This window comes from Amphibacillus indicireducens (assembly GCF_039539605.1).
Taxonomy (GTDB): Bacteria; Bacillota; Bacilli; order Bacillales; family Amphibacillaceae; genus Amphibacillus; species Amphibacillus indicireducens.
In genome coordinates this window covers 1-24,122 of the sequence record NZ_BAABDL010000112.1, presented here as the reverse complement: position 1 = coordinate 24,122, position 24,122 = coordinate 1, and the positions used below count along the sequence as shown (strand labels likewise).

The window sequence follows — 24,122 nt, the reverse complement described above, 5'->3', positions numbered from 1 at the left end:
TAAACGTCTGAGTTAAGTTTTCCTTTCAAAAAAATTCTGATCAAACATTAGATTTAATCAGCTTCTTCGACATAAAAAAACCCCTTTCTGTTCTCGATAAGTTAGAAAGAGGTGTAGAAGTTACTATTTATTCTCATCAGCATATAGACCTAGTTTTTTCAACAAATCAATCGACGCTAATTTTTCATCTTCAGATAAACCTGCGGTAATTTGTTCGATTTTCTTCCAGTGATCAGGGAAAGCTGAATTAAGAAAGTCTTTTCCTTTATCTGTGATTGAGGCATGAGTAATTCTCCGATCCTCTGCACATTGCGTCCGCTTAATATAGCCTTTTTCCTCTAACTTATCGACGACATAAGTAATGCTTCCACTTGCTAATAAGATCTTGTCACCGATCTTTTGTAATGGCTGATCCCCAGAATGATACAACAGTTCAAGCACCGCGAACTCTGTAGGGTTTAAACCATACTGCCGAATATCATCTGTCACTTGATCAACTACCGCACGATAAGCTTTTGATAATACAACAAATAACTTCAATGACGGATCTTGCTTTCTTTTAAGATACTGTTCTTTATTTTGATTCATTTTGTTCGCTCCTGTTTTACAATATATTGATCATTATAGCGTATTAAAGTATAGATGATAACTAATACGCTGACAATGGATGATTTTACTGAATAGATCACACCAAAAAATAAGATAATAAAGCTCAGCAGATAAAGGGAAGAAGCATGATGTTTTTCTCCAGATAATCGTTTGATTCGAAGATCGATTTGATCGAGGATCAGTCGATGGCCAATTAAAAAATAACTGCTGACATTCAAGATGAAGATCAGATTAACTTCAAACCAAAATAGTCCAGGGATCATTAAAATGATAAATATAGGGACTAGGCCAAACGTCAGCCAATAACAAAATGCCTTCCGCCATTTTTCAAGATTCCAAGGTAAAGCAAAGATCAGCCGATCTTCAAAAATTACAGGGAAAAAGCTTGTACCAATTTGAGCATAAAGTGAAATCACAATAATAATCGACCACACATAGGTAATCTCCGCGTATGTACTTAAAAAAATAATTAATCCGACTAAACCTGAAATTGCTTTGATCACTTGCTCTTTCTGTTCAGTAAACTTTAAAAAAATAATTCGATGATAACTTTGATATTTTTTGTTTTCTTTAAAAGGTTTAGTTAATTGCTTGCTTCGAATCACTTGATGGTAAAATCCTCGATGTTTTGGCGGATCAATTTTGATATTTGATGCAAGTGAGACCAACAAGCTTTTCCGTAGCAAGCGATCATTTGTTTCAATAATTGGTGACCAGTCGGTAAAGTCAAATAGTCGTCGATAGCCCCAGCTATTCACCAGGATTAGCATAATGAGACTGATGATGAGTAAAAATCCTGTTCCACCAAACCAAAACATGAATAAGTTCGCTAATAAGCTGATGCTCATAATTCCCTGACTAATTAAAAATTTAATATACCACCGTTTTTGAAACAGGAGCCATTGCGGAATAATCATTAACAACTCAATCAACCAAAACCCAAGTAATAAAGTGATGATTAATTGCGATGAAAAATAGGTCAAGCATTTTATAACTAGACCAATGACCAATCCAATCAGCACTGTTTGTTTGATCTTATCAATCACATGATAAAACCATAATTTATTTCGATCCAACGGTAATGTGATCAAAAAGAGGTCTGAACTACTAAATAAGACGCCCGGTCTCGTAAAAGCTAAAGAAAGTGGGCGTAAAAAGCCAAAGCAGAGCAAACCAAAATAGTGTGACCACAGAAAACTTTCAATATTAGAAAAGATTGTTTGATAGTCTTCAAGTTGATCGCTATACCAGATTAACAGCATTAAGCCAAAAATAGCTAAATAACTTAAACTCGTTTTATCGATTAGAATCCGAGAAGCTGATCGTGTTAACTGTTGTTTCTTCTGACGACGATTTTTCTTGACAAAGCGATAGGCAGTATAAGTTGAACTCGTTTTCATGATTGATCAAACCTGCGCTTTAATTGATCAAACGCCTCAATCGGACCAGAACTAATTAATTTTCCCTGTTGAAGCATTAAATAATGATCTGCCAATCCTTGTAAGCGATCAAGTTGATGTGTCGTTAGTAAAATCATCGTACCAGTTCGGGCTTTTTTCTTTAAAATATCGATTAAATATTCTGTCGCATGAACATCTAGCCCTTCAAACGGTTCATCGACAAGTAACAACTTCACTTCTGGTAACAGTGCACAAATAATTTGCACCTTTTGCCGCATCCCTTTTGATAGTGACTCAGGATACTGGTCTAATTTATCTCCAATCTCAAACGCATCAACATATTGTTTAATCTGTTGCTCCATTTTAACAGGATCAAGCTGATAACTCTCGATATATAGTTGAAAATGCTGTTCAACGGTTAACTCAGATAGCAAAAAAGCCTCTTCTGGTATATACGAAAGATGCTTTTTAAATGCTAAAAAATTATCTGATTGGGCGATTCCATCTAAGATGATTTCTCCTGCCTCAAGATGAATCATTCCCATAATTGCTTTAAATAATGTTGATTTACCGGCCCCATTATGACCGATTAATGCGGTAATAGAGCCGGATTTTAATAAAAATTGAATCTGATCTAAAATGACTTGTTGCTTGGTTGAAAAATAAACTTGATCAACAGTAAGCATGAATAAATCTCAGTCCTCCTCGTTGGACAAAACCTTTTCAAAATAGAAAAATTCGATCGTACCTCGGCGACCAGTTCGTTTATCAACTAACTGATAACCGTGTCGTTTGAATAGTTTCTGAGCATGCAAATTTTCACTATAAGTATCCGTATTTATTCGATAAATACCAGCATTCTTTGCTTGCTCTTCAGCAAATCGCATCAATTGATCTGCTATTCCACGACCATGATAGTCAGGATTTATGGCTACTCGTTTAAGCGTCCACGCCGGGACATCGCTAGCCCAATTAATTGAAGGGTACTCTTGATGCCCTTCGCAACTGAGCGTATACACGCCAACTATTTTACCTTCTAAAAGATAAACAAATAATTCACGTCTATCGATATCTTTTTGATAATCCGCTTCAGTTGGATAACTCATATCCCATTGTCGGCTACCTCTTTCGTGCATCCATTTTACTACAGCCCGCACGTTTGTCATAATTTCTTCTAAATCCTGAATTGTTGCTTCACGGATCATCGCATCACATCCTAACTATCATTAATAATTTTCTTTATATTCAACTCGGCCAAGCATATATGCAAGAGCTAAGCCGAGTAATAAAGCGAATCCACTTAAAATAAACTCACTACCTCCTACTGGCCAGCCAGGGAAAATAACCAAGATTGAGCCAATTACTAAACCAATAATTGAAGCATAAGTTGCGATCGGATATTGGCGCAACAAATAGCTAATGATTTTACTCATCGTAATAATACCTAAACCAATACCGATAGCAACGACGATTAAAATATCTAACTGTAACTCAGTAACTGCATTGATGATCGTCCCATAGACACCCATCATCAACAAAATTAACGAACCACTTATCCCAGGAAGAATCATCGCTGTACTAGCAATAAAGCCAGATAACAGAAGAATTCCATATGTCCCAAGATCAATTTCAGCAATGATAAATCCTTCATCACCACCAAAAAACTCAAAGCTAGCTGCAACAACTACACTAATAAGTAGCAGTATAAGGTGTTTTCCTTTAAAGTTTTGCTTTATACCTGATTCTTTAAAAAGTAATGGTAAGATCCCAATAATTAGACCGATAAAAGCAAACTGTGTCGGATCAGGGTAATACTCAAACAACCATTTAATTGCATTTGAAAAGACAAATGTTGCGATTACCATCCCAATTCCAAGCGGGATTAAGAAAGTTAATTGTTGTTTCCACCTTCTACTGAACAAGTTATTGATTGAGAGTATCAGCCGATCATAAATTCCTAGTAATAAAGCAAGCGTCCCCCCACTTATTCCAGGCACAACATTTGATGCCCCGATAATTAGACCTCTATATAAATTTTTCCACTCCATACTTGGTTACTCCTCATTTACAGTTATTTAGCGTGTAATTGTTCGTCAATATTATACATTCAATTTTAATTTTTAGCACGCATTAAATACCTCTTATTTAATGATTAATTATTCAAAAAAATCAAGTTCAGGCATCCATTGAGACATGTGACTTTTTATCTCCTCATAATGCTGTCTCGCGTCAGGCAACTGTTGATCTGTCACATCCTTCAATGGAATAACTTTATAGCCTTGATTGGGATCAACATATGTCGGTAAAAATCTTGGTGCGGCTAAAGTAATTTTTTCCGATGAAGACGTCACTTCCTTATGAATCTCAAGCTCAACTATCCCGCCGATTTGGCGATAAAGTTGGTCTTGACCTGATAAAAAGTTACCCAGAGAGTAAATCACAAAAGCTTCTTCACCTGATGCAGACTCAACCCAATCTACTGGTTGGAGCACATGCGGATGATGACCAAAGACAATATTCACACCTAAATCAACAACATATTGAACAAGTTCTTGTTGAAACATATTCGGCATTCGAATATACTCATCACCAAAATGTAAATGCATGACAACAACATCGGCTAATTCTTTAGCTTCTGCAACATCTTGAGCGATTTGTTCTTGATCAATCAAGTTAATTAAATAATCTTTACCGTTTGGAATTGGAATCCCGTTCGTTCCATAGCTATAACCTAAGAAGGCAACAGAAATATTATTCTCTTCAATTACTCTTATTTCTGCCCGATCAGCCTGATCGCGATAAGAGCCTGTATAGAGTACGTCAATCTGATCCCAATAGTCTAACGCAGAATAAACGACTTGTTCACCACGATCTAGTGTATGATTATTCGCCAAGGTGACGATATCAATTCCTAGCTCCTTAACCATATCACCAACTTCTTGCGGGCTATTAAATTGCGGGTATGTCGACAAGCCAAATGCCTCCCCACCGATCATCGTTTCTTGATTAGCTGTTGCAATATCAGCACTTACTAAATAATCCTGTATCTCACTTACCATCGGCATAAAATCAAAGCCTGAATTCGTTCGTGCATGATTATATACACGACCATGAATGAGTAAATCGCCAATTGCTGCAATCGATAGTTGATAGCTTTCTGCAGGTAAATAGGTGAGCGTTTCTTTGTTTACCTGTTCAATTTCTTTTAATTGATGCAATTCTGATCGCTTCTCTTCCGCTAGACAACCCGTCAATATAAACATAGTAATTAATATAAAACTAATCCGTTTAAAAATAGGCAAATAATCATCTCCAAATTCTTTTCATCCCCAATTTAATTGATGGACGATCCTTTAATTAATCATTAAAAATAAGTATAATAATAGTACTATAATTTATTTTAATATGCTAGCGTTAGAGAAGGGGGTAATAGCAATGTCAACAGAACGTTTAATGCGAGCAATTACTTTTGCAACAGTCAAGCATGACGGCCAAAAGCGCAAAGTAAACAAAGAACCTTTTATTGCTCACCCATATCGAGTTGCGATGTTATTAAAAGAACATGACTGCAATCAAGACTTAGTTATTGCTGGACTTCTACACGATGTCGTTGAAGATACTGACGGTACACTCGACGAAATTGACGCTTTATTCGGTCAAAACGTCACCCAACTTGTTAGTACAGTCACTGAAAAAGAAAAATCTTTACCTTGGGACACTCGGAAACAGCAGAGCATCGATCAAATCCGACAAGCACCAATCGATGTTAAGTTGATTGCTTGTGCTGATAAAATCGATAACCTTGGTTCAATGCTAGATAATGAAATGGTTTATGGAGATGCGATGTGGCATGCTTTTGAGCGTGGAAAGAAAGATCAACAATGGTACTATCAAAATATGTTCGACAGCGTCACAGCTGGTATCAATCGAAATCAATTCCACCCATTAATGGAGCAATTTGAGTTTTTATTAAGACAATTTTTAGATCAAAAATAATGATTAACTTTAAATGGATCAACTTTATTAACCACTTTTGTAATTTTTCAAAAAATTATAAAAGTGGTTTTTGATTTGCATTTTTAAAATTTCCCTATATTGTAAACCAATTTTTGAGGATCTTGAAGAATTCAAGACAATCAGCGACCATTCCTTTGATAAGTTCCGCTATTTTTTCGAGATGAGGCGAGATCACCGCTAATCCGTTCAGATCATTATATTTGCCATTTGATATCCATTTCAGCTTTCAGTTATGATATAACACATGCTTATCAAGCTTTGTTTCATAGGTTTGAAAGTCTTAGATGGAGGTATAAAGAAAAACGAGCCACCATATATAAAACAAGGAAACTTGTTTGACAAATCATTTAGGAGGGTTTTTGATTTTGAAAAACATTGTTAAAATCATAGTTTTTGTAACTATCGCGTTATTTTTAGTAGCTTGTAGCAATGGTGAAGAGACTACAAATGGAAATAATCGCTTAGAAGAGCTACAGGAAGCAGGCACAGTTACGGTCGGCTTTGCTAATGAAGCACCTTATGCATACGAAGAAGACGGTGAACTAAAAGGAGCTGCTGTTGATATTGCTACAGCTGTTTTTGCAGAATTAGGGATTGATAATGTCCAGGGTGAACTTGCTGATTTTGGACAACTAATAACAGGCGTTCAGGCAGGACAATTTGATATCATCACTGCTGGAATGGCAATTACGCCGGATCGTGGTGAAAATGCTTTATTCGGTGAGCCTGAGATGGTCTATGGTGAAGCTTTAGTCGTTGAAACAGGAAATCCCCTTGATCTATATAGCTATGAAGATATCGCTAATAATCCTGATGTAACCGTCGTTGTTATGGAAGGTGCAACTGAAATCGAATTTATGAGGCAAGCGGGTGTCAGTGATGACCAAATTACAACAGCCCCGGATATTCCCGCAACTTTCTCAGCGATTCAAGCAGGACGCGCTGATGCTACAACCGCAACAGAGATGACTGTTCGGATGGCATTGGATTCAATCGCTTCAGATGATATTGAAATTGTTGAAGATTTTGAACAACCCGACGTAGAGGGGAATCCGAGTTATGGCGCTGCCGCTTTTGCGTTAGAAAATGAAGATTTACGAGATGCATATAATGAAGTGCTTGCAGAATTAAAAGCAGACGGGACTGTTGCAGAGTTACTTGAAGCTAATGGCTTCCACCCTGAAACAAACTTCCCACCAGAGGAAGTAACGACAGAGAGTGTGATTAGCGGAGAACATTATTAATCAAATGAGTTTTGTAATTATATAATGAAAAAACTCCATAAGTCCTGTTACCATCTTTGGAACAGGACTCTTCTTTTTGTCTAAAACAAATCTAAATCTAGGAGTGAAAAAATGAATGATGTGATCAATATTAGCCGCCAACTAATGCAAGGTTTAGGGGTTACCATTACAATTCTACTCGCTGCAGCAATTTTTTCTTATCTGATGGCTTTTATTGCTGGCTTATCTCGATTATCTAAAAATTTGTTTTTAAGAAAGTTTACTGGTCTATATATTGAGATTTTTCGTGGAACATCTTTAATTGTTCAGTTGTTTTGGTTTTATTATGCTTTACCAATGTTGTTTGGCATTCGACCGGGTTCAAACTGGATCATTGGTGTCATTGCAATCGGACTCAACTATGGTGCTTATTTATCTGAGGTCGTACGCAGTTCAATTGAAGCTGTTGCTCCAGGTCAAACTGAAGCAGCTACAGCATTAAATATGTCTAGCTTTCAACGGATGCAATTAATTATTTTCCCTCAAGCACTTCGAATGATGCTACCTGAGTTTGCTAATTACACGATCCAGATGTTAAAAGGAACAGCACTTGTTTCCTTTATCTCATTAAATGACATTCTCTACTACGGAGATATTATGCGCAGCACGAGCTTATCACTTGCTCCGCTCATTTATACTGTCTCACTTGGTTTTTATTTCATACTCGCTCTACCATTAATTCACCTTTCACGAAAGGCTGAAAAAATTGCTAAGAAAGGAGTGGCTAGCTAATGAATAGTAATTATTGGAGTTGGGAAACTTTTGCCGATGCGTTTCCAAGAGTTTTAGAAGGGTTAAGTACGCTTGTATCTGTAACGATTTTAACTTTTATATTTGCTCTTGTCTTTGGTTTTGTTTGGGTTATTTTGCGACGAATTAACAATAAACAAATCAATTGGCTTGTGACATGGATTATGGAATTCATCCGATCCACACCACCGATTGTTCAATTATTCTTTATTTACTATGCATGGCCAGTTATTCCGGCTATCGGGGTAACATTAAGTGGATTTACTAGTGCGGTCATTGGACTTGGCATTCACTTTAGCACGTATATTGGTGAAATTTATCGATCTGGAATTGAATCTGTCGATAAGGGACAATGGGAAGCGTCAACTGCCTTAAATCTCTCGACTTGGGATAAGTGGTGGAGAATTATTTTACCGCAAGCAATTCCACCAACAATTCCGATGTTAGGAAACTATTTCATTATCTTATTCAAAGAAGTTCCAATTACCAGTACGATTGGTGTACAAGGTATTTTGTTTATGGCTAACTCTTATGGGGCACAGCACTTCGCCTTTCTTGAAGCGATTACGATTGTCGGCATCATTCTATTAGCGCTAAGTTATCCTTCAGCTATTTTAATTCGAAAACTAGAAACTAAACTAAATACTCGGTTTGACAAAAATGCACCGATAAAAATTATTAAAGGAGCGACAGAATAATGACAGAACCTATTGTTCGTTATCAAAATGTTCATAAATCATTTGGCGATGTTGAGGTTTTAAAGGGAATTGACTTAGATATTTCTCCGAGCGAACGGATTGCCATCATCGGACCGAGTGGATCAGGAAAAACTACAATCATTCGGATGTTGATGACATTAGAAGAGCCAACTTCTGGTGATATTATTGTTAATGGTACAAATCTATGGAAGATGGAGAAACAAGGAAAGTTAGTACAGGCCGATGAAAAACACTTACGCTCAGTTCGCGGTGACATCGGGATGGTGTTTCAACATTTCAACCTCTTTCCACATATGACGATTTTAGAAAATTGCATGACGGCACCGATTCATGTAAAAGGTGTTGAAAAAGCAGAAGCTGAGCAACGATCAGTTGAAATGCTAGAGCGAGTTGGACTGAAAGATAAAATGTCCAACTATCCTAGTCAACTATCCGGAGGACAAAAACAACGAGTGGCGATGGCAAGAGCACTTGTGATGAAGCCAAAAGTGATGTTGTTTGATGAAGTGACCTCGGCACTTGATCCTGAACTTGTTGGTGAAGTATTAGAAGTCATTCGTGATATCGCAACAAATGATGATATGGCGATGGTACTCGTCACACACGAAATGGACTTTGCCTTAGACATCGCTGATCAAGTCTTATTCCTTGATCAAGGCGTAATCGCTGAACGCGGCTCCGCCCAAAAAGTGATTAACGAATCAAAGAACGAAAGACTCCAAGAATTCCTGACTCGATTTAGAGGCTAAAAAAAGCTAAACAAAGCATCAGCATAAAATTGCTGATGCTTTTTTATTTTTTGCATCCTTTTTCAATTCGTCAACGTCATAAGGGATAGAAACGCAACGAGGGGGGATTTACTTAATGATTACAGTAAAAAATTTATCCCATCATTTTGAGATGGGTAAAAAAGGACAGAAGACAACTTTACCTGTTCTACATGATATTTCATTCTCAATTAATCCGGGTGAGATCGTAACAATGATCGGTCGAAGTGGCTCAGGAAAATCAACATTACTCAATTTAATCGGTGGCTTTATTCGACCAGTATCCGGGGACATTACAATTAATCAGCAAAATGTAAGTTCATTTTCTGAAGCACAATTTGCGGATTTTAGATTAGATCAAATTGGATTCATCTTTCAAAACTTTCAATTGATTCCTTCAATGACCGCCTATCAAAATGTTGAGCTGCCACTTATCTTAAAAGGCATCAAAGAAGCTGAGCGCAAAGAGATTACTGATAAAACATTGAAACGAGTCGGTCTCGAAGATTTTCATGGTCACTACCCAAGTGAATTGTCAGGTGGACAACAACAACGAGTTGGCGTAGCACGAGCACTCGTCTTGAACCCACCGATTATATTAGCAGACGAACCAACTGGAAGTCTTGATAGTGAAACAGAAGCCGATTTACTTAACTTTATCCAACAGCTCAATCAAGAATTAAAAATTACTTTCTTAATCATTACCCACGATGAGCAAGTCGCAAAGATCGGTCATCGAACAGTTGAAATTCAAGATGGACGTTTAATTGAAGGTGGTGACACCCATGCGTTTTAGTGATCAGTTTAGGTTTGTTAGACAAAATATTAAAAAGAACAAAATGCGAATCTTTATGACTGTTCTCGCTTCAGCAATGGGAACAACCTTCCTAATTGTGTTAGCATCAGTTGGATTCGGTTTGCACGACACACTTTTAAAAGATGTTATGGAACAAGACATGATTAATGAAATTTCAATTTATGGTTATGATGATGGTGAATACCGTTCAATTAATGACCAAGATGTTGCTTATTTTAAATCTTTAGAGAATGTTCGGGCAGTAAGGCATCTAAACTATTTATCACAAAGCCCAACCTATCGTGTCGATGATTTTGAATTAATGAGCAATACACAAAGTGTTGATTTCGCTTCAGAACAAGCAGCCGGAATGAACCTAAGTGAAGGTCGATATCCAGAAACAGATCAAGAAATTATTGTTGGTTATCATTTTGTTGAAGAACTATATCCAATTGATGTAGACCCTGAGAATATCTATGATGAAGAGGGTAATCAATTAGATGAATACACTTACCAAGATGAACTTCTAGGAAAGACGATTGCCTTTGAAATTGAAAAAATAGATTCGGAAAATAATAGCGAAACCAGATCTGTTGAAGTAACGATAGTCGGTGTGGTAGAAAAGCCGAGTCGCGAGTGGCAAATCAGTTCTAATGTTTATATCTCAGAAGGTTTGCTAACCGAACTTGAATCCTTTACAGGTACACGGAACGCCAATCCATTCACTGATGATGAATACGCTAAACTAACAGGAGAGAAAATGTACGATGAAGTTTTCATTCATTCAGATTCGATCCAGCATATTCAAAATTTAACAACTAAATTATCTGACGAACATTATTATGCATATTCGGTTGCCAATGAAATTAGACAAATTAACATGCTCTTTAATGTTGCAAAAGCCGGACTGATTTTTATTGGAACGATTGCTGTTTTAATTGCCTCAATTGGTATTTACAACACAATGACAATGGCTGTCACTGAACGTGCACCAGACATTGGAATTATGAAAGCAATCGGAGCAAATCCAAAAACAATTAAGCAAATTTTCGTCTTAGAAAGTAGTTATATCGGCTTGATGGGGGCAGCCATTGGTACAGCTGTCGCTTACGTAATTAGCTTAGCAGTTAATTTAGGTATCCCACTTATTTTAGAAGCCGTATTTGAAGAGCAATTACCTGAAGGGTTAAAATTCTCGGTTATTCCTTGGTCACTGATTGCGATAGCGATTAGCATTTGTTTAGTCGTCACGATTATCTCCGGTGCACGACCAGCTAAAAGAGCGACTCAAATCGATGTTCTAAAAGCGATGCGACGCGATCTGTGATTACCACTAAAAATAAAGCTGAGCGCATTTAATATGACGCTCAGCTTATTTTTAACTTAAGTTAGTTAGTTGCATAGAGTTTACTATAATAATCTTCAAGCATCCGCTTAACAGCAAAACGATCTCGCGTACTATTAATACTTTCCTTCATCATCTCTATCCACTTATCACGATCATCATAATAAGTTGGTAGGACTTCATTTTGTAAAACATGATAAAGTGCTTTTAAATCATGTGCGTCCAATTCGGCTTCATCATCACTTTCAAAGCCATCACCAAATTGCCAACCATTGACACCATCGTTACAACCTTCTGGCCACCAACCATCAAGTGTACTGAAGTTCAGCACACCATTCATTGCAGCCTTCATTCCTGACGTTCCACTTGCTTCTTTCGGTCGTCGTGGATTATTCAGCCAGACATCAGATCCTCGTGTTAACATAGCACCGATCGTCATATCGTAATTTTCTAAAAAGATCACAGCATTCGGATATTTTTTGGCCATCTTTACGAGTGAGCGAACAATTCCCTTCCCTGTATCATCGAGTGGGTGAGCTTTTCCTGAAAAAACAATTTGGACTTTTCCTGATTCCAATAATGGTCCAATCACTGATTCATCTGAAAAAATAAAGTCGCTTCGTTTATAAGGAGCTGCACGACGAGAGAAGCCAATGATCATCTTATCTTCAGCCAACTTCACACCTGTTCGGTCTTCAATAAAATCGATCAAATCACGTTTGTTTTTCATATGAGCTTCCCAAAGATCGCCACCTTCTTCAGCAATCCTTAGCATATTTTCATCAACCCATGTTGGAATATGAATACAGTTTGTGATCGGAATAATTTCTGATCGACCTTCAACATGTGCCCACATTTTATTTGCTGTTTTTCCGTGTAATTCAGCAACTGCATTTGATTTTCGTGACAAGCGTAGCGCACCAACTGTCATATTAAATGGCGCCCCACCAATTTCAACAAGCTGTTCGATTGTTAAGCCATTATTTGCACCCATGTATAATAGTCGATCAAGTGGGTGTGATTCGTTCCCTTCAACAATTGGTGTATGTGTTGTAAATACTGTTTCTGCTCTTGTTTGTTCCCATGCTTCTTCAAAGCTTAATCCTTGATCGATTCGCTCCTTCATTAATTCAAACCCTGCAAACAATGCGTGACCTTCATTGAAATGGTAAACATCTACATCATGTCCTAGTGCTCTTAACGCACGTACCCCACCAATACCTAAGACCATTTCCTGCGCAATCCGATCTTCACCAGCGCCACCATACAATTGGCCAGTAATCCATGCATCAGGATTTTCTGGAAGATCCGTATCTAATAAATAGAGCGGTACGTTACCAAACGCTTCAGTTTTCCATACCTTACAAGTAATATCACGTTGACGAATGGTCACAACGACTTTGACTCCTGTATCTTCTAAGAAGTCATAGTCATAGTTATGATACGAGTCATAAGGTTTACCGTTTTGATCAATCAATTGATCGGTATACCCTTGTTTCCATTTGATCCCGATTCCGACCATTGGGAAGTCATGATCCTTTGCCCCTTTTAAATAATCACCAGCTAAAATGCCTAATCCACCTGCATACGTTTTCATTCGTACGTCAAGCCCATACTCCATACAAAAATAAGCAACCTGAGAATCTTTCTGAACCATTTTAATTCCTCCTAAGCTTGTTTTTATAAGACTTATGCTGATCGTGATGTCGAAGGTTTTATCATAATGATCAAACCTTTATATTTTTATCTTACTAAACTTTTTGAACTTTTACCAGTAAATAATGAAAACGGTTGCATTATTTTTTTAAAAAAGAGCATTTTTAAATGATTCTTTTAAAAATGCTCTTGCTTATGCTAACTAACCTAACCGAATTTTCCAGTAATATAATCTTCTGTTTCTTGTTTTTCTGGATTAGTAAATAGTTGGTCAGTCGGGCCAACTTCGACGACTTCACCATCAAGGAAAAATGCTGTTTTGTCTGATACCCGAGCGGCTTGTTCCATATTATGTGTAACGATAACGATCGTATAGTTTTTTCTTAATTCGTTAATTAAGTCTTCTATTTTAGTTGTCGCTAATGGGTCTAGTGCAGATGTCGGTTCATCCATCAAAATAATCCCCGGTTCAACTGCCATCACACGCGCGATACAAAGTCGTTGCTGCTGGCCACCTGATAGACTTGTCCCTGGTTCATCTAGTCGATCTTTTACCTCATCCCATAAAGCCGCTTGTCGCAAGCTTTTTTCAACAATTTTGTTTAATTCCTTTTTATCTTTAATCCCATGAGCTCTTGGACCATAAGCCACATTATCAAAAATACTACTCGGGAATGGATTCGGCTTCTGGAAAACCATGCCCACTGCTGTCCGAAGTTGAACAACATCAACATTCGAATCATAAATATCTTGCCCGTCAATTTCAATTGTTCCGGTTACTTTTGTTTTATGAATTAAATCATTTAAACGATTTAATGTTCTTAAAAAAGTTGACTTCCCACAACCAGACGGACCGATTAATGCAAATACTTCTCGTTCAGGAATATCTAATGATATTTCATGTAATGCTTGTTTCTCTCCATAATAAAATGATAGCTTATTTACCGCTATTTTTGTTTTATTTATCTGTTTATCCACCTTAACTTACCCCCATTCACGTAAAAAGCAAGACAACTATGAAAAACGCTTAACAAGTCTTTTAAATAAGAAGCCTGCTGTGAAATTAATGATTAAAACTAGAATAATTAGAACTGCTCCAGTTCCTAATGCCATATCCATATTTCCAGTCTCCATTGCGACCATATATAAGTGGAGTGACAATGTTCGGCTTCCATCAAAAATTGTTCTTGGTAGTAGTAAACTTCCCCCGAGCGTTAATAGGAAAGCTGCTGTTTCACCAACAACACGACCAATTGATAAAATAATACTCGATAGAATCCCTGGAAAAGCGACCGGTAAAACGGTTTTCTTAATTGTATACCAACGTGTCGTACCTAGCGCTAAACTTCCTTCCCGTAATGCATTCGGAACATTACGTAGCGCCTCTTCTGATGCACGGATAATCACTGGCAAGATCATAATTACCCCTGTTAAAGAACCTGATAAGATTGACCATCCACCGGTGTATGGCTCAAGTAAGATAACGAAGAAGACAAAACCAAACAATCCAAATACGATTGAAGGAATCCCCGCTAGAGCCTCTGTCGTAAATCGAATCGTCTTTTTAAATGGACCTTCGCGTGTATATTCATTTAAATAAATCGCCGTTCCAACTCCAATCGGTGTTGCAATTAATAGTGTTGTACCGACTAAATAAATTGTTCCTAAAATTGCTGGATAAATTCCACCTTCAGCCCCCATATTTCGAGGATTTTCAGTTAGAAACTCCCAACTAATCATTTCAAGCCCCTGACTCATGACATAAAATAGGATTGCAAGTAAAATCACGATCGTAAATGCTGTCGCTAAACTTAATAGGCTAAAAGCGATCCATTGATTTCTTTTTACTTTATTCATCGCTTAATCCTCCTTCTTTTTAACGACTGCAAGTGTAACTGAATTTAAAATAATGATGAAAATGAACAGGATAATACCTGTGGCAAATAAAGCTTGGCGGTGTTCAGGACCCGCATAACCCATTTCTAACGCGACGTTTCCAGTCAACGTTCGAACAGGTGAGAAAATCCCGGTCCAGCCAAGTTCTGGGATCGCAACCGTGTTACCAGCAACCATAATAATCGCCATCGTTTCACCTAGCGCACGTCCCATGCCTAAAATAATTGAAGAGACAATACCTGATTTAGCCGCTGGCACAATGACGGTATAAATACTCTGCCACTTTGACGCACCCAAACCAACAGATGCTTCATAGTATTCGCTTGGCACCGAGTTAATCGCATCCGCTGATAACGTAATAATCGTCGGTAAAATCATAATCGCCAAAATGATACTCCCAGCTAGAACAGAGTATCCCGTTTGATAGTTTGCAGGTAAATAGTCACTTAATGGCCCGTGAGCCAATTCTCTGATCAACGAACGGATAACGATCATACCAAAAAGCCCGTATACTACTGATGGAATACCGGCCAACAATTCGATCATCGGTTTAATTGCCCGTGCAACTTTTGGTGGTGCAATTTTTGAAAGAAAAATAGCAACAGCTACTCCAATCGGTGCACCGATAATTAATGCCAAGATCGTAACATAAACGGTTCCGACGATCATTGGGAAAATACCATATATTTGTTGAAGCGGCGCCCATTCTCTTCCGAAAATGAAATTTCCAATGCCATAGTTGATCATAAAGGGTAATCCTTCTTTAAAAATAAAAAAACCAATTAACCCTAAAGCAACAACTGAAGTTAACGCTAAAATAAAGAGAATAGCCTTAACAATTCTTTCTTCTATATTATTGTTCACTTTACTAAACATTAATTTCACCCCATCATCTTTGCAGATAAATAACTTTTTTAAACAGTTAAGAACAGGGCAGTACAGAGCTACCCCGTTCTTTTATATCTCTAGTTTGTTTGATAATTTAAATTATATAATAAATATTTCTTAGTTAACTCTTACAAATCCTTGCTCTTCAACGATCGCTTGTCCTTCTTCACTTAAAACGAAGTCTAGATAAGCTTGTGCTAATTCAGATAATGATTCACCTTTATTTGCCACATAGTTGAATGGTCTTGCAACTGAATAGTCACCAGCAATAATATTTTCTGGAGTTGGTTCAACACCTCCAACACTTAAAGCTTTTACATCTTCATTTAAACTACCAGTTGAAACATAACCAATTGCGTTTGCTTCAGATCCAACCGACTCTCTAACCGATCCACTCGAGTTTTGGATAAGTGCTGTATCAACTAAAGCAGCATCTCCTAAAACGATGTCATCAAATGCACCACGAGTCCCAGACCCTTCTTCACGGCTAACCACTACGATGTTTTCGTCAGCTCCACCGACTTCTGACCAATTTGTAATCTCACCAGCAAAAATTTTCTGAACGTCTTCTACAGTTATGTCGCTCACTTCGTTATCTGGGTGAACAATAATTCCAATTCCATCAATTGCAATTGTATATGTGTGAATTCCTGTTTCATCTTCTCTAACTTCTCGCGAAACCGCACCGAAGTCTGCAGTATTTTCTTGAGCTGCTGTAATACCTGAACCTGATCCTCCACCGGATACTTCTAATCTAACACCTGTGTGTTCTTCCATGAAAACACCAGCCAATACTTCAGAAAGTGGTTGAACGGATGTTGAACCAGCCATTGTAATTGTACCTTCTAAAGTTGCACTCGCTTCTTCTGCTGAATCATCTTCACCTGCATCATCATTTGATTCTACTTCTTCTTCAGCTGGGCTATCATTTCCAGCATCTTCTGTATCGTCTCCAGCACAGCCTACAAGTACAGCTGCTGCAAATAAACTAACTAATAGTAATAAAATAAACTTCTTCATCTTCATTTTTAAAAAATCCCCTCTCACTTAATTAATTTTGGTTACAATAATCAGTATAGAGGGTGAGTTTTAAGTTAGTGTTAATGAACTATAAAGTAATCGTAAAGAAATTGTTACGATTGTGTAAATTACTATCTTATTCTATGTAAATTGATTAATAAAAGAAGTGATTTGCTTTAATTATGTTCGGGTTTTCCAAACAGAAAATCAATTCTGTATTTGCTCTCAAGTTACGCGAAATGCTCTCAAGTTGCGTGAAATGCTCTCAAGTTGCGCGAAATGCTCTCAAGTTACGTGAAATGCTCTCAAGTTACGCAAAATGCTCTCAAGTTGCGTGAAATGCTCTCAAGTTCATCAAAAAAAACAGTGATAAAAATTTCATCACTGTTTTCCTATCAATTAATCATTTTTCTTTTTTGCTGCTTTTTCACGTTCACTCTTATTTAAAATTTTCTTCCGTAAACGGATCGATTCCGGTGTGACTTCACAGTATTCATCATCATTTAAATATTGAATTGCTTCTTCTAATGACATCGTCCGCGTTTTTCGGATTGTTGCCGTCTGATCTTTATTCGCTGAACGAATATTGGTCAAATGTTTTTCTCTAGTAAGATTAACCGTTAGATCATTTTCTCGATTATGCTCACCAACAATCATCCCAGCGTATACTTCTGTACCAGGCTCAACGAAAATTGTACCTCGGTCTTCAAGCTGCATGATTCCATAGGTCGATGTTTTTCCGTTTTCTAAAGCCACAAGCACACCTTGGCGACGACCACCAATTTGACCTGGAGTAACTGGTGCGTAGCGATCAAATGTATGATTGATAATGCCGTAACCGCGTGTTTGGGTCATAAACTCTGTCGAATAACCGATCAGACCACGTGAAGGAATTCGGAATTCTAACCGAACCTGACCATTGCCTTGGCTTTGCATGTCGAGCATTTCAGCCTTACGCGAACCCATTGTTTCAATGATTGTTCCGGTAAATTCTTCAGGGACATCAATTTGCACATGCTCCATCGGTTCATGTTTGACACCATCGATTTCTTTAATAATAACTTCAGGCTTTGATAATTGTAGTTCAAAACCTTCTCTACGCATATTTTCAACAAGAATCGATAAATGAAGCTCACCTCGACCAGAAACAATCCACGCATCCGGTGAATCTGTTGGATCAACACGTAAGCTAACATCTGTCTCTAATTGAGTCATTAGACGTTCTTTAATTCTTCTCGATGTAATGTATTTACCTTCCTTACCGGCAAACGGACTATTATTAACGACAAAAGTCATTTGTAATGTTGGCTCATCGATATGCAGGAGTGGCAATGCCTCTTCCTGACCAACCGGACAAATCGTTTCACCAACGTTAATATCCTCTAACCCCGATAGTGCAACAATGTCTCCCGCATAAGCTTGTTTAATTTCAGTTCGCTTCAAGCCTAAAAAGCCAAACATTTTTGTGACGCGGAATTGTTTTCTTTCTCCATTCCCTTTCATAACAGTCACTTGTTGACCGACTTTAATGCTACCGCGAGCGATTCGTCCAATCCCGATCCGACCGACGAAAGCATTGTAGTCGAGTAAAGTAATTTGTAATTGTAAAGCCTCTTCGCGATTATCAATTGGTGCTGGAATATGGCTAATAATCGTATCAAAAACAACATCCATCGATTGGTGTTGCTCATCTGGGGTTTCCCCTGATGTTCCATTAATAGCAGATGCATATAAGACAGGGAATTCAAGTTGTTCATCATCCGCACCGAGTTCAATGAATAAATCTAACACTTGATCGACAACAAAATCAGGACGGGCGTTCGGACGATCAACCTTGTTCAACACAACAATTGGCGTTAACTTCTGATCAAGTGCCTTTTTTAGAACAAACCGAGTTTGTGGCATACATCCTTCATAAGCGTCAACAACGAGTAATACACCATCGACCATTTTTAAAATCCGTTCAACCTCGCCACCGAAATCAGCGTGGCCTGGTGTGTCTAATATATTTATCCGCGTATCTTCATATTGAATCGCGGTGTTCTTTGCTAAAATCGTAATACCACGTTCACGTTCAATATCATCTGAGTCCATCATCCGGTCTTCAACTTGTTCATGATCCGCAAAAGTCCCTGAAGCGCGAAGCAATTGATCGACTAAAGTTGTTTTACCATGATCAACGTGAGCAATAATAGCAATATTACGAATATCTTCTCTTAATGACATACTTTTTACCTCTCCTCTTTCTTGTGAGCCTGCGTGCTAGACAACTGGGTTATTATAGCACACCTCTAGTAGTGAAGGATAGTTTTTTTTGTAAATTTAAAAAGTAATAATGAAACGTGCACCGCCTAATGGTGAATCTTCAACCCGAATCGTTCCATTTGAGCGTTCCACAATTGCTCTTGATATCGCCAAACCAAGTCCAGTTTCACCGTCTTTCCCTTTGATAAAACGATCAAATAGATGTGGCATAAGTGCATGATCAACACCTGGGCCATCATCGTCAAAAATAATTTCTAATCGATCATCATTATTGACAACTTGAATATTGACTTGTTCTTTCGCATGACGAATGGCATTCATCACTATATTTAACATGGCTTGAAGCATTTTTTCTTGATCAACTTGAATGATCGCCTCTGTAGAGATCTGATATGTGAGTGCGATCGATTGCTCCCTTGCAATTGGAAGTGCTCGGTCAACAGTTGACTGCACCAATTCACTGAGATAAAGTTTTCCTTCGTGATAAATAATCTCATTACTATCTAACTTGGCTAATAAAATCATTTCGTTAATAATTTTTTTTAGACGGCCAATTTCGGCAATGATCACTTCAAGCCCACGCTCTGATTCGTCCCCTCTAAATACACCATCCTTAATTCCCTCGGCATAGCCTTGGATGGTCATTAGTGGGGTTTTCAGTTCATGACTTGCATTTTGGAAAAACTGCTGTTGTGTTTTCATATAGCGTTGCAATTCTGTTGCCATGTCAATCACACTTTTCTCAACTTCTTTAATCTCTCCCGTTGCTTTGACCCGTTTAATTTGATCAAATTGACGTTTTTCAATCCGTTTAAGCTGAAATTTTAGTTGCGTTAACGGCGTAACCAATCGATGCGTTAAGTAATGCGTCAAAACAATAATCACTAACATACCGATTAAGAAGACAATCATTAACCGATTAAAAAAGATCTGTTGCACCTCTTGAATATGACCAAGCGGTGTGATTAAGACCATTTCTTGATCTAACAATCCAGGATAAATTGACAGCGTCGATACAACATATTGATTTTCGCCATCGAACCATAGGGGTTGCTCCTCCTGCGTCAGGTCATAACTGTCGACCCATTCATGAATTAAATCAAGATCAAGTGAACTTGAATAAAGCATGACCCGATCAAGCGCACGGTTATAAACAAATAAATATAACTCTTCATCGCTAAGCCAGTGGGAAAAATTACTTGGCATTACTTCACTAAATAAAAATTGTGACAGCATCTCACCTTTATCTTGTAATTGATCTTTTTCATTTTGAATCAACACATTTAATAGTAATGAATGAATCGTAATTGACACAATTGTCATCGTAATCACAAGTAGGGTTGTGAAAGCTAACGTGAGTTGAGTTTGGAGCCTCATTGGTTAGCCTCTTGATCATCACGGAAGCGATAGCCATAACCCCAAACTGTTTCAATTGGTAAGCCATCGATTTTTTTCCGCAACCGTTTAACTAAATCATCTACAGCTCGATCACTACCGAAATAATCTTCTCCCCAAATTAAAGTTAATAATTCCTCTCGGGAAAAAGCTCGATTTTGGTTTTGCATTAAACTATAAAGCAATTCAAACTCTTTTGCTGTAACCTCAATTTCCTCATCATGCCAAAATACACGGCGATTAGTTACTTGAATAATTAAATCACCTGAACGATATTCTTGATCTTTTTGTGCTTTTTTATGTTCTTGATAAATCTCTACCCGTTTAAATAGACGCTTAATACGAGCAACTAGCTCTCTCGGACTAAACGGCTTTGTTAAGTAATCATCACTACCTAGCTCTAACCCTAATATTTTATCGACTTCTTCATCTTTAGCAGAAATAATTATAATTGGCACTTCACTTTCCTGCCTAATTTTTTTGCATAAATCATAGCCGTTCATTCCTGGTAACATAATGTCTAGAATCCACATATCCGGGTGACCATCACGTGCCATTTCCCATGCTTCTTCAGCATTATCGACCATCGTTAGGGTGAAATTTTCTTGCTTCAAATATGCAGAGACAATATTTCTAATATTTGGATCATCTTCAACAATATAAATATGCTGGGACATACTGATCGCCTCCTGATTCAATTTCTCTTGATAGAATACGATTATAACACTCGATCTTCCATACTTTTTTCACAATTTTTCCGAATGTTTGCCAAAGCTACTCGTTATACTATTTAGTATAAAGCAACACCAACGAATTTCAAAAGATATCGAAAGGAGTAATCGGAATGGACGAATTTAATCAAAATCAAACAAAGCAAGATGAGGAAAAAACATTTTATAATTTCTCTGAATCTAATCAAAATCAGCAACCAACGCCGATTCCACCTAATCATAATAACGACAGTCAGAATCAACACAAACCTGTTAAATCAGATATTTGGAAAGTGTGGTTAAGTGGGATTATCGGAGGACTTACCGTTGCGGTCTTTGGATTTTTACTACTTTATACCGGTGTGATTCCAATTGAGCAGTTGATTCCAACTAATGAGGTGACTCAAACTGAAACACCAAGAGCACCAATTATTCAAACAGCTGGACACGGAGATGGTGTCCCTTCTGAACTATTGAGCGACGTTGCTGGTGCAGTCGTCGGTGTGTCAAACTTACAATCATTTAGCCTCTGGTCTGACAGTGTTGACGCTGGGACTGGGTCAGGTGTGATCTATAAAGTTGAAGGCGACCTCGCCTATGTCGTCACAAACCAACATGTCATTGATGGCGCTAACCAAATCGAAGTCATTCTATCCGATGGCGAACACGTTGAGGCGAATTTACTTGGTCAAGATGAATTAACCGATTTAGCCGTACTGTCAATTGACGCTCAATATGTTGATACAGTAGCTGAATTTGGTAACTCTTCAGAACTTATTGTAGGTGAACCTGCGATTGCAATCGGGAACCCACTAGGAACAGAATTTGCTGGTACAGTCACAAAAGGAATCATTAGTGGGCTTGATCGTTCAATCGAAATTGACATTAACAATGATGGAACACCAGACTGGAATATCGATGTGATTCAAACAGACGCGGCGATTAACCCTGGTAATAGTGGGGGGGCATTGATCAACTCAGCCGGTCAATTGATTGGCATTAACTCAATGAAGATCGCTTCACATGCTATCGAGGGAATTGGTTTTGCGATTCCAATTGATGAAGCGCTACCGATTATCGAGCAGCTAGAAACAAACGGTGCTGTCACGCGACCATTTATGGGGATTAGTGCGATTAACTTTTCTCAAGTCCCACCACAACACATTAGTCGAACACTAAAACTTGATCCTACTGAAGTAACCGACGGCATCGTCATTGCTGAAGTTCATCCAGGTTCATCTGCAGATCAAGCTGGACTACAGGTTTATGATGTTGTCATAGCTCTAGATGATCAGCCAATTAATAATATGCTAGATCTTAGACAGTACCTCTATCGTAAAACAACGATCGGAGAATCCGTTACGATTAGTTATTATCGTGACGGCGAATTGCAAGAAACCGAATTTGTTTTACAAGGTGAGTAATTCAGGTTCCTTTCATGAGAAACTATGATTTCTCATGAGTTTAATATAAAAATTGCTAATGATTGCGATCCTCTATACCCCTAACGTTTTATGATTAATCATTAGCAGCCCCCCTCTTGTGCCATAGAGGGGGTTATTTTTTGTAGATCATATCAACATGAGGGATGCCATCTTCCAAATAAGGCTCTGAAATTTCTTTAAAGCCAAATGATTGGTAAAACTCACGTAAATATGTTTGGCCTTGAAGCTTGATTTTAGCTTCAGACCAATCTTCAATAATAATGTTTATCGCTTGATCGATCAACTCACGCCCATAGCCATGCTTTCGGTACGCTTGATTGACAATGATTCGGCCAATTGCCGGTTGATCATAAAGGATTCCCTTAGGAACAAGACGCGCATATGCAACAATCTCAGCTTGATCTTTTTTAAATAAATGATAGCATTTCGGGTCGATCCCATCGATTTCAGGATAAGCACACTCCTGTTCAACAACAAAAATATCGACCCTATTTTTTAAAATTTGATAAAGTTCTTCTAGCTCCAATTGCTGAAATTTTTTCAACTGCCACATGATTGATTCAACCTCTCTACTTCTTCGATAGTTTTTCAGCATAATTAGACACAACAAAAGCCAAATCATCGTTGCCGTATAGTTGCAAAACATCTAATAATAATGCTGTTTCTAGCTCAAATGTATCGTTTGATTCGAGCTTATCTTGATTGATTTCAATTAAGTTCTCTGGAAGCTCTTGATTCGGATAAGCTTCACGATAAATCTCTAACGGGTCTAATTTATGATGATGACACCACTCGACAAACAATAAAATCATTTCAGCTTCACCAGCCTGATAACGTTCAATAATGTATTGATCACGTTCACTACGATTCATTTCATCACTTCCTTTTTAAAAGCTTATCGAGTCTTGTCCAATAATGCAAGCTTGAAAAATTCAGACTTTAAAAACCAAAAGGTTGAAATAGTCAAGCGAACAATTTATAATTAACAGTTGCAAGAGATCGATGTTGACACCTGAAACCGTATCTTGCAAATACGACAAATAGGTGGTTATTAAAAATGGAAAAATATCAAGTATTATTGTATTACCATAGCTATGAAGAGTAAATTTATTTAAATGCATATTACTTGCTCAAACTGTGAGTTAAATTTTACCATCTGGT

24 protein-coding genes are annotated in these 24,122 nt (G+C 37.7%); 8 read left to right on the top strand and 16 right to left on the bottom strand.

Annotation, left to right across the window (positions count from 1 at the left end):
- Positions 1 to 123: 123 nt before the first annotated feature.
- From ABD814_RS10010 to ABD814_RS09985, 6 genes are all read right to left on the bottom strand, one after another.
- Positions 124 to 588, bottom strand: coding sequence for a MarR family winged helix-turn-helix transcriptional regulator (locus tag ABD814_RS10010; protein ID WP_344912757.1), 465 nt, complete (start codon positions 586 to 588; stop codon positions 124 to 126).
- On the bottom strand, positions 585 to 2,009 hold the full coding sequence (locus ABD814_RS10005; protein ID WP_344912755.1) for a hypothetical protein: 1,425 nt from the start codon (positions 2,007 to 2,009) through the stop codon (positions 585 to 587). Before ABD814_RS10005 ends, ABD814_RS10010 begins: the two co-directional genes overlap by 4 nt.
- On the bottom strand, positions 2,006 to 2,695 hold the full coding sequence (locus ABD814_RS10000; RefSeq protein ID WP_344912753.1) for an ABC transporter ATP-binding protein: 690 nt from the start codon (positions 2,693 to 2,695) through the stop codon (positions 2,006 to 2,008). Before ABD814_RS10000 ends, ABD814_RS10005 begins: the two co-directional genes overlap by 4 nt.
- Before the next feature lie 9 nt (positions 2,696 to 2,704).
- Complete coding sequence (locus tag ABD814_RS09995; protein WP_344912751.1) at positions 2,705 to 3,214, bottom strand: GNAT family N-acetyltransferase; 510 nt, start codon at positions 3,212 to 3,214, stop codon at positions 2,705 to 2,707.
- 21 nt (positions 3,215 to 3,235) lie between these two features.
- Positions 3,236 to 4,057, bottom strand: coding sequence for a DUF368 domain-containing protein (locus ABD814_RS09990; RefSeq protein ID WP_344912749.1), 822 nt, complete (start codon positions 4,055 to 4,057; stop codon positions 3,236 to 3,238).
- Between the two features lie 108 nt (positions 4,058 to 4,165).
- Positions 4,166 to 5,311, bottom strand: coding sequence for a CapA family protein (locus tag ABD814_RS09985; protein WP_344912747.1), 1,146 nt, complete (start codon positions 5,309 to 5,311; stop codon positions 4,166 to 4,168).
- Positions 5,312 to 5,444: 133 nt separating this feature from the next.
- Between ABD814_RS09985 and ABD814_RS09980 the strand changes: the two genes are divergently transcribed.
- From ABD814_RS09980 to ABD814_RS09950, 7 genes are all read left to right on the top strand, one after another.
- On the top strand, positions 5,445 to 6,005 hold the full coding sequence (locus tag ABD814_RS09980) for an HD domain-containing protein (RefSeq protein WP_344912745.1): 561 nt from the start codon (positions 5,445 to 5,447) through the stop codon (positions 6,003 to 6,005).
- Between the two features lie 386 nt (positions 6,006 to 6,391).
- Positions 6,392 to 7,270 (top strand): ectoine/hydroxyectoine ABC transporter substrate-binding protein EhuB, encoded by an 879-nt coding sequence (gene ehuB / locus ABD814_RS09975; protein WP_425549078.1) that lies wholly within the window; start codon positions 6,392 to 6,394, stop codon positions 7,268 to 7,270.
- A 111-nt stretch (positions 7,271 to 7,381) separates the two neighbouring features.
- On the top strand, positions 7,382 to 8,041 hold the full coding sequence (locus ABD814_RS09970) for an amino acid ABC transporter permease (protein ID WP_344912743.1): 660 nt from the start codon (positions 7,382 to 7,384) through the stop codon (positions 8,039 to 8,041).
- The gene (gene ehuD / locus ABD814_RS09965) at positions 8,041 to 8,757 is read left to right on the top strand and encodes an ectoine/hydroxyectoine ABC transporter permease subunit EhuD (RefSeq protein WP_344912742.1); all 717 of its coding nucleotides are present in this window, start codon (positions 8,041 to 8,043) and stop codon (positions 8,755 to 8,757) included. Before ABD814_RS09970 ends, ehuD begins: the two co-directional genes overlap by 1 nt.
- Positions 8,757 to 9,527: an ectoine/hydroxyectoine ABC transporter ATP-binding protein EhuA gene (gene ehuA / locus ABD814_RS09960; RefSeq protein ID WP_344912740.1), complete on the top strand. Its 771-nt coding sequence runs from the start codon at positions 8,757 to 8,759 to the stop codon at positions 9,525 to 9,527. The genes ehuD and ehuA overlap by 1 nt, the downstream gene beginning before the upstream one ends.
- Positions 9,528 to 9,642: 115 nt before the next feature.
- Complete coding sequence (locus ABD814_RS09955; RefSeq protein ID WP_344912738.1) at positions 9,643 to 10,341, top strand: ABC transporter ATP-binding protein; 699 nt, start codon at positions 9,643 to 9,645, stop codon at positions 10,339 to 10,341.
- Positions 10,331 to 11,668: an ABC transporter permease gene (locus tag ABD814_RS09950; RefSeq protein WP_344912736.1), complete on the top strand. Its 1,338-nt coding sequence runs from the start codon at positions 10,331 to 10,333 to the stop codon at positions 11,666 to 11,668. Before ABD814_RS09955 ends, ABD814_RS09950 begins: the two co-directional genes overlap by 11 nt.
- Positions 11,669 to 11,729: 61 nt before the next feature.
- On the opposite strand, the gene glgP is transcribed toward ABD814_RS09950, so the two are convergent.
- The 8 genes from glgP to ABD814_RS09910 form a co-directional block, all read right to left on the bottom strand.
- Complete coding sequence (gene glgP / locus ABD814_RS09945) at positions 11,730 to 13,343, bottom strand: alpha-glucan family phosphorylase (RefSeq protein WP_344912734.1); 1,614 nt, start codon at positions 13,341 to 13,343, stop codon at positions 11,730 to 11,732.
- Positions 13,344 to 13,549: 206 nt separating this feature from the next.
- Positions 13,550 to 14,320 carry a phosphate ABC transporter ATP-binding protein PstB gene (gene pstB / locus ABD814_RS09940; protein WP_344912732.1) on the bottom strand — a complete coding sequence of 257 codons (771 nt, stop codon included), beginning with the start codon at positions 14,318 to 14,320 and terminating at the stop codon, positions 13,550 to 13,552.
- 36 nt (positions 14,321 to 14,356) lie between these two features.
- Complete coding sequence (gene pstA / locus ABD814_RS09935; RefSeq protein ID WP_344912730.1) at positions 14,357 to 15,199, bottom strand: phosphate ABC transporter permease PstA; 843 nt, start codon at positions 15,197 to 15,199, stop codon at positions 14,357 to 14,359.
- A gap of 3 nt (positions 15,200 to 15,202) precedes the next feature.
- Positions 15,203 to 16,114, bottom strand: coding sequence for a phosphate ABC transporter permease subunit PstC (gene pstC, locus ABD814_RS09930; protein ID WP_344912728.1), 912 nt, complete (start codon positions 16,112 to 16,114; stop codon positions 15,203 to 15,205).
- A gap of 129 nt (positions 16,115 to 16,243) precedes the next feature.
- Positions 16,244 to 17,152, bottom strand: a complete 909-nt coding sequence (locus tag ABD814_RS09925; protein ID WP_344912726.1) for a phosphate ABC transporter substrate-binding protein — start codon at positions 17,150 to 17,152, stop codon at positions 16,244 to 16,246.
- Positions 17,153 to 17,545: 393 nt separating this feature from the next.
- Entirely contained in the window at positions 17,546 to 19,372 is a 1,827-nt protein-coding gene (gene typA, locus ABD814_RS09920; RefSeq protein WP_344912724.1) for a translational GTPase TypA, read from the bottom strand.
- Positions 19,373 to 19,468: 96 nt separating this feature from the next.
- Positions 19,469 to 20,788, bottom strand: a complete 1,320-nt coding sequence (locus ABD814_RS09915) for a sensor histidine kinase (protein ID WP_344912722.1) — start codon at positions 20,786 to 20,788, stop codon at positions 19,469 to 19,471.
- Positions 20,785 to 21,483, bottom strand: a complete 699-nt coding sequence (locus ABD814_RS09910) for a response regulator transcription factor (RefSeq protein ID WP_344912721.1) — start codon at positions 21,481 to 21,483, stop codon at positions 20,785 to 20,787. Before ABD814_RS09910 ends, ABD814_RS09915 begins: the two co-directional genes overlap by 4 nt.
- A 167-nt stretch (positions 21,484 to 21,650) precedes the next feature.
- Here ABD814_RS09910 and ABD814_RS09905 point away from each other — a divergent pair, with 167 nt between their 5' ends.
- Positions 21,651 to 22,940, top strand: coding sequence for a S1C family serine protease (locus ABD814_RS09905; RefSeq protein WP_344912719.1), 1,290 nt, complete (start codon positions 21,651 to 21,653; stop codon positions 22,938 to 22,940).
- A 133-nt stretch (positions 22,941 to 23,073) separates the two neighbouring features.
- Here the strand turns inward: ABD814_RS09905 and ABD814_RS09900 are convergent, their stop codons facing one another.
- The gene (locus ABD814_RS09900) at positions 23,074 to 23,514 is read right to left on the bottom strand and encodes a GNAT family N-acetyltransferase (protein ID WP_344912717.1); all 441 of its coding nucleotides are present in this window, start codon (positions 23,512 to 23,514) and stop codon (positions 23,074 to 23,076) included.
- 16 nt (positions 23,515 to 23,530) lie between these two features.
- Positions 23,531 to 23,833, bottom strand: a complete 303-nt coding sequence (locus ABD814_RS09895) for a hypothetical protein (RefSeq protein WP_344912716.1) — start codon at positions 23,831 to 23,833, stop codon at positions 23,531 to 23,533.
- Positions 23,834 to 24,122: the final 289 nt, after the last annotated feature.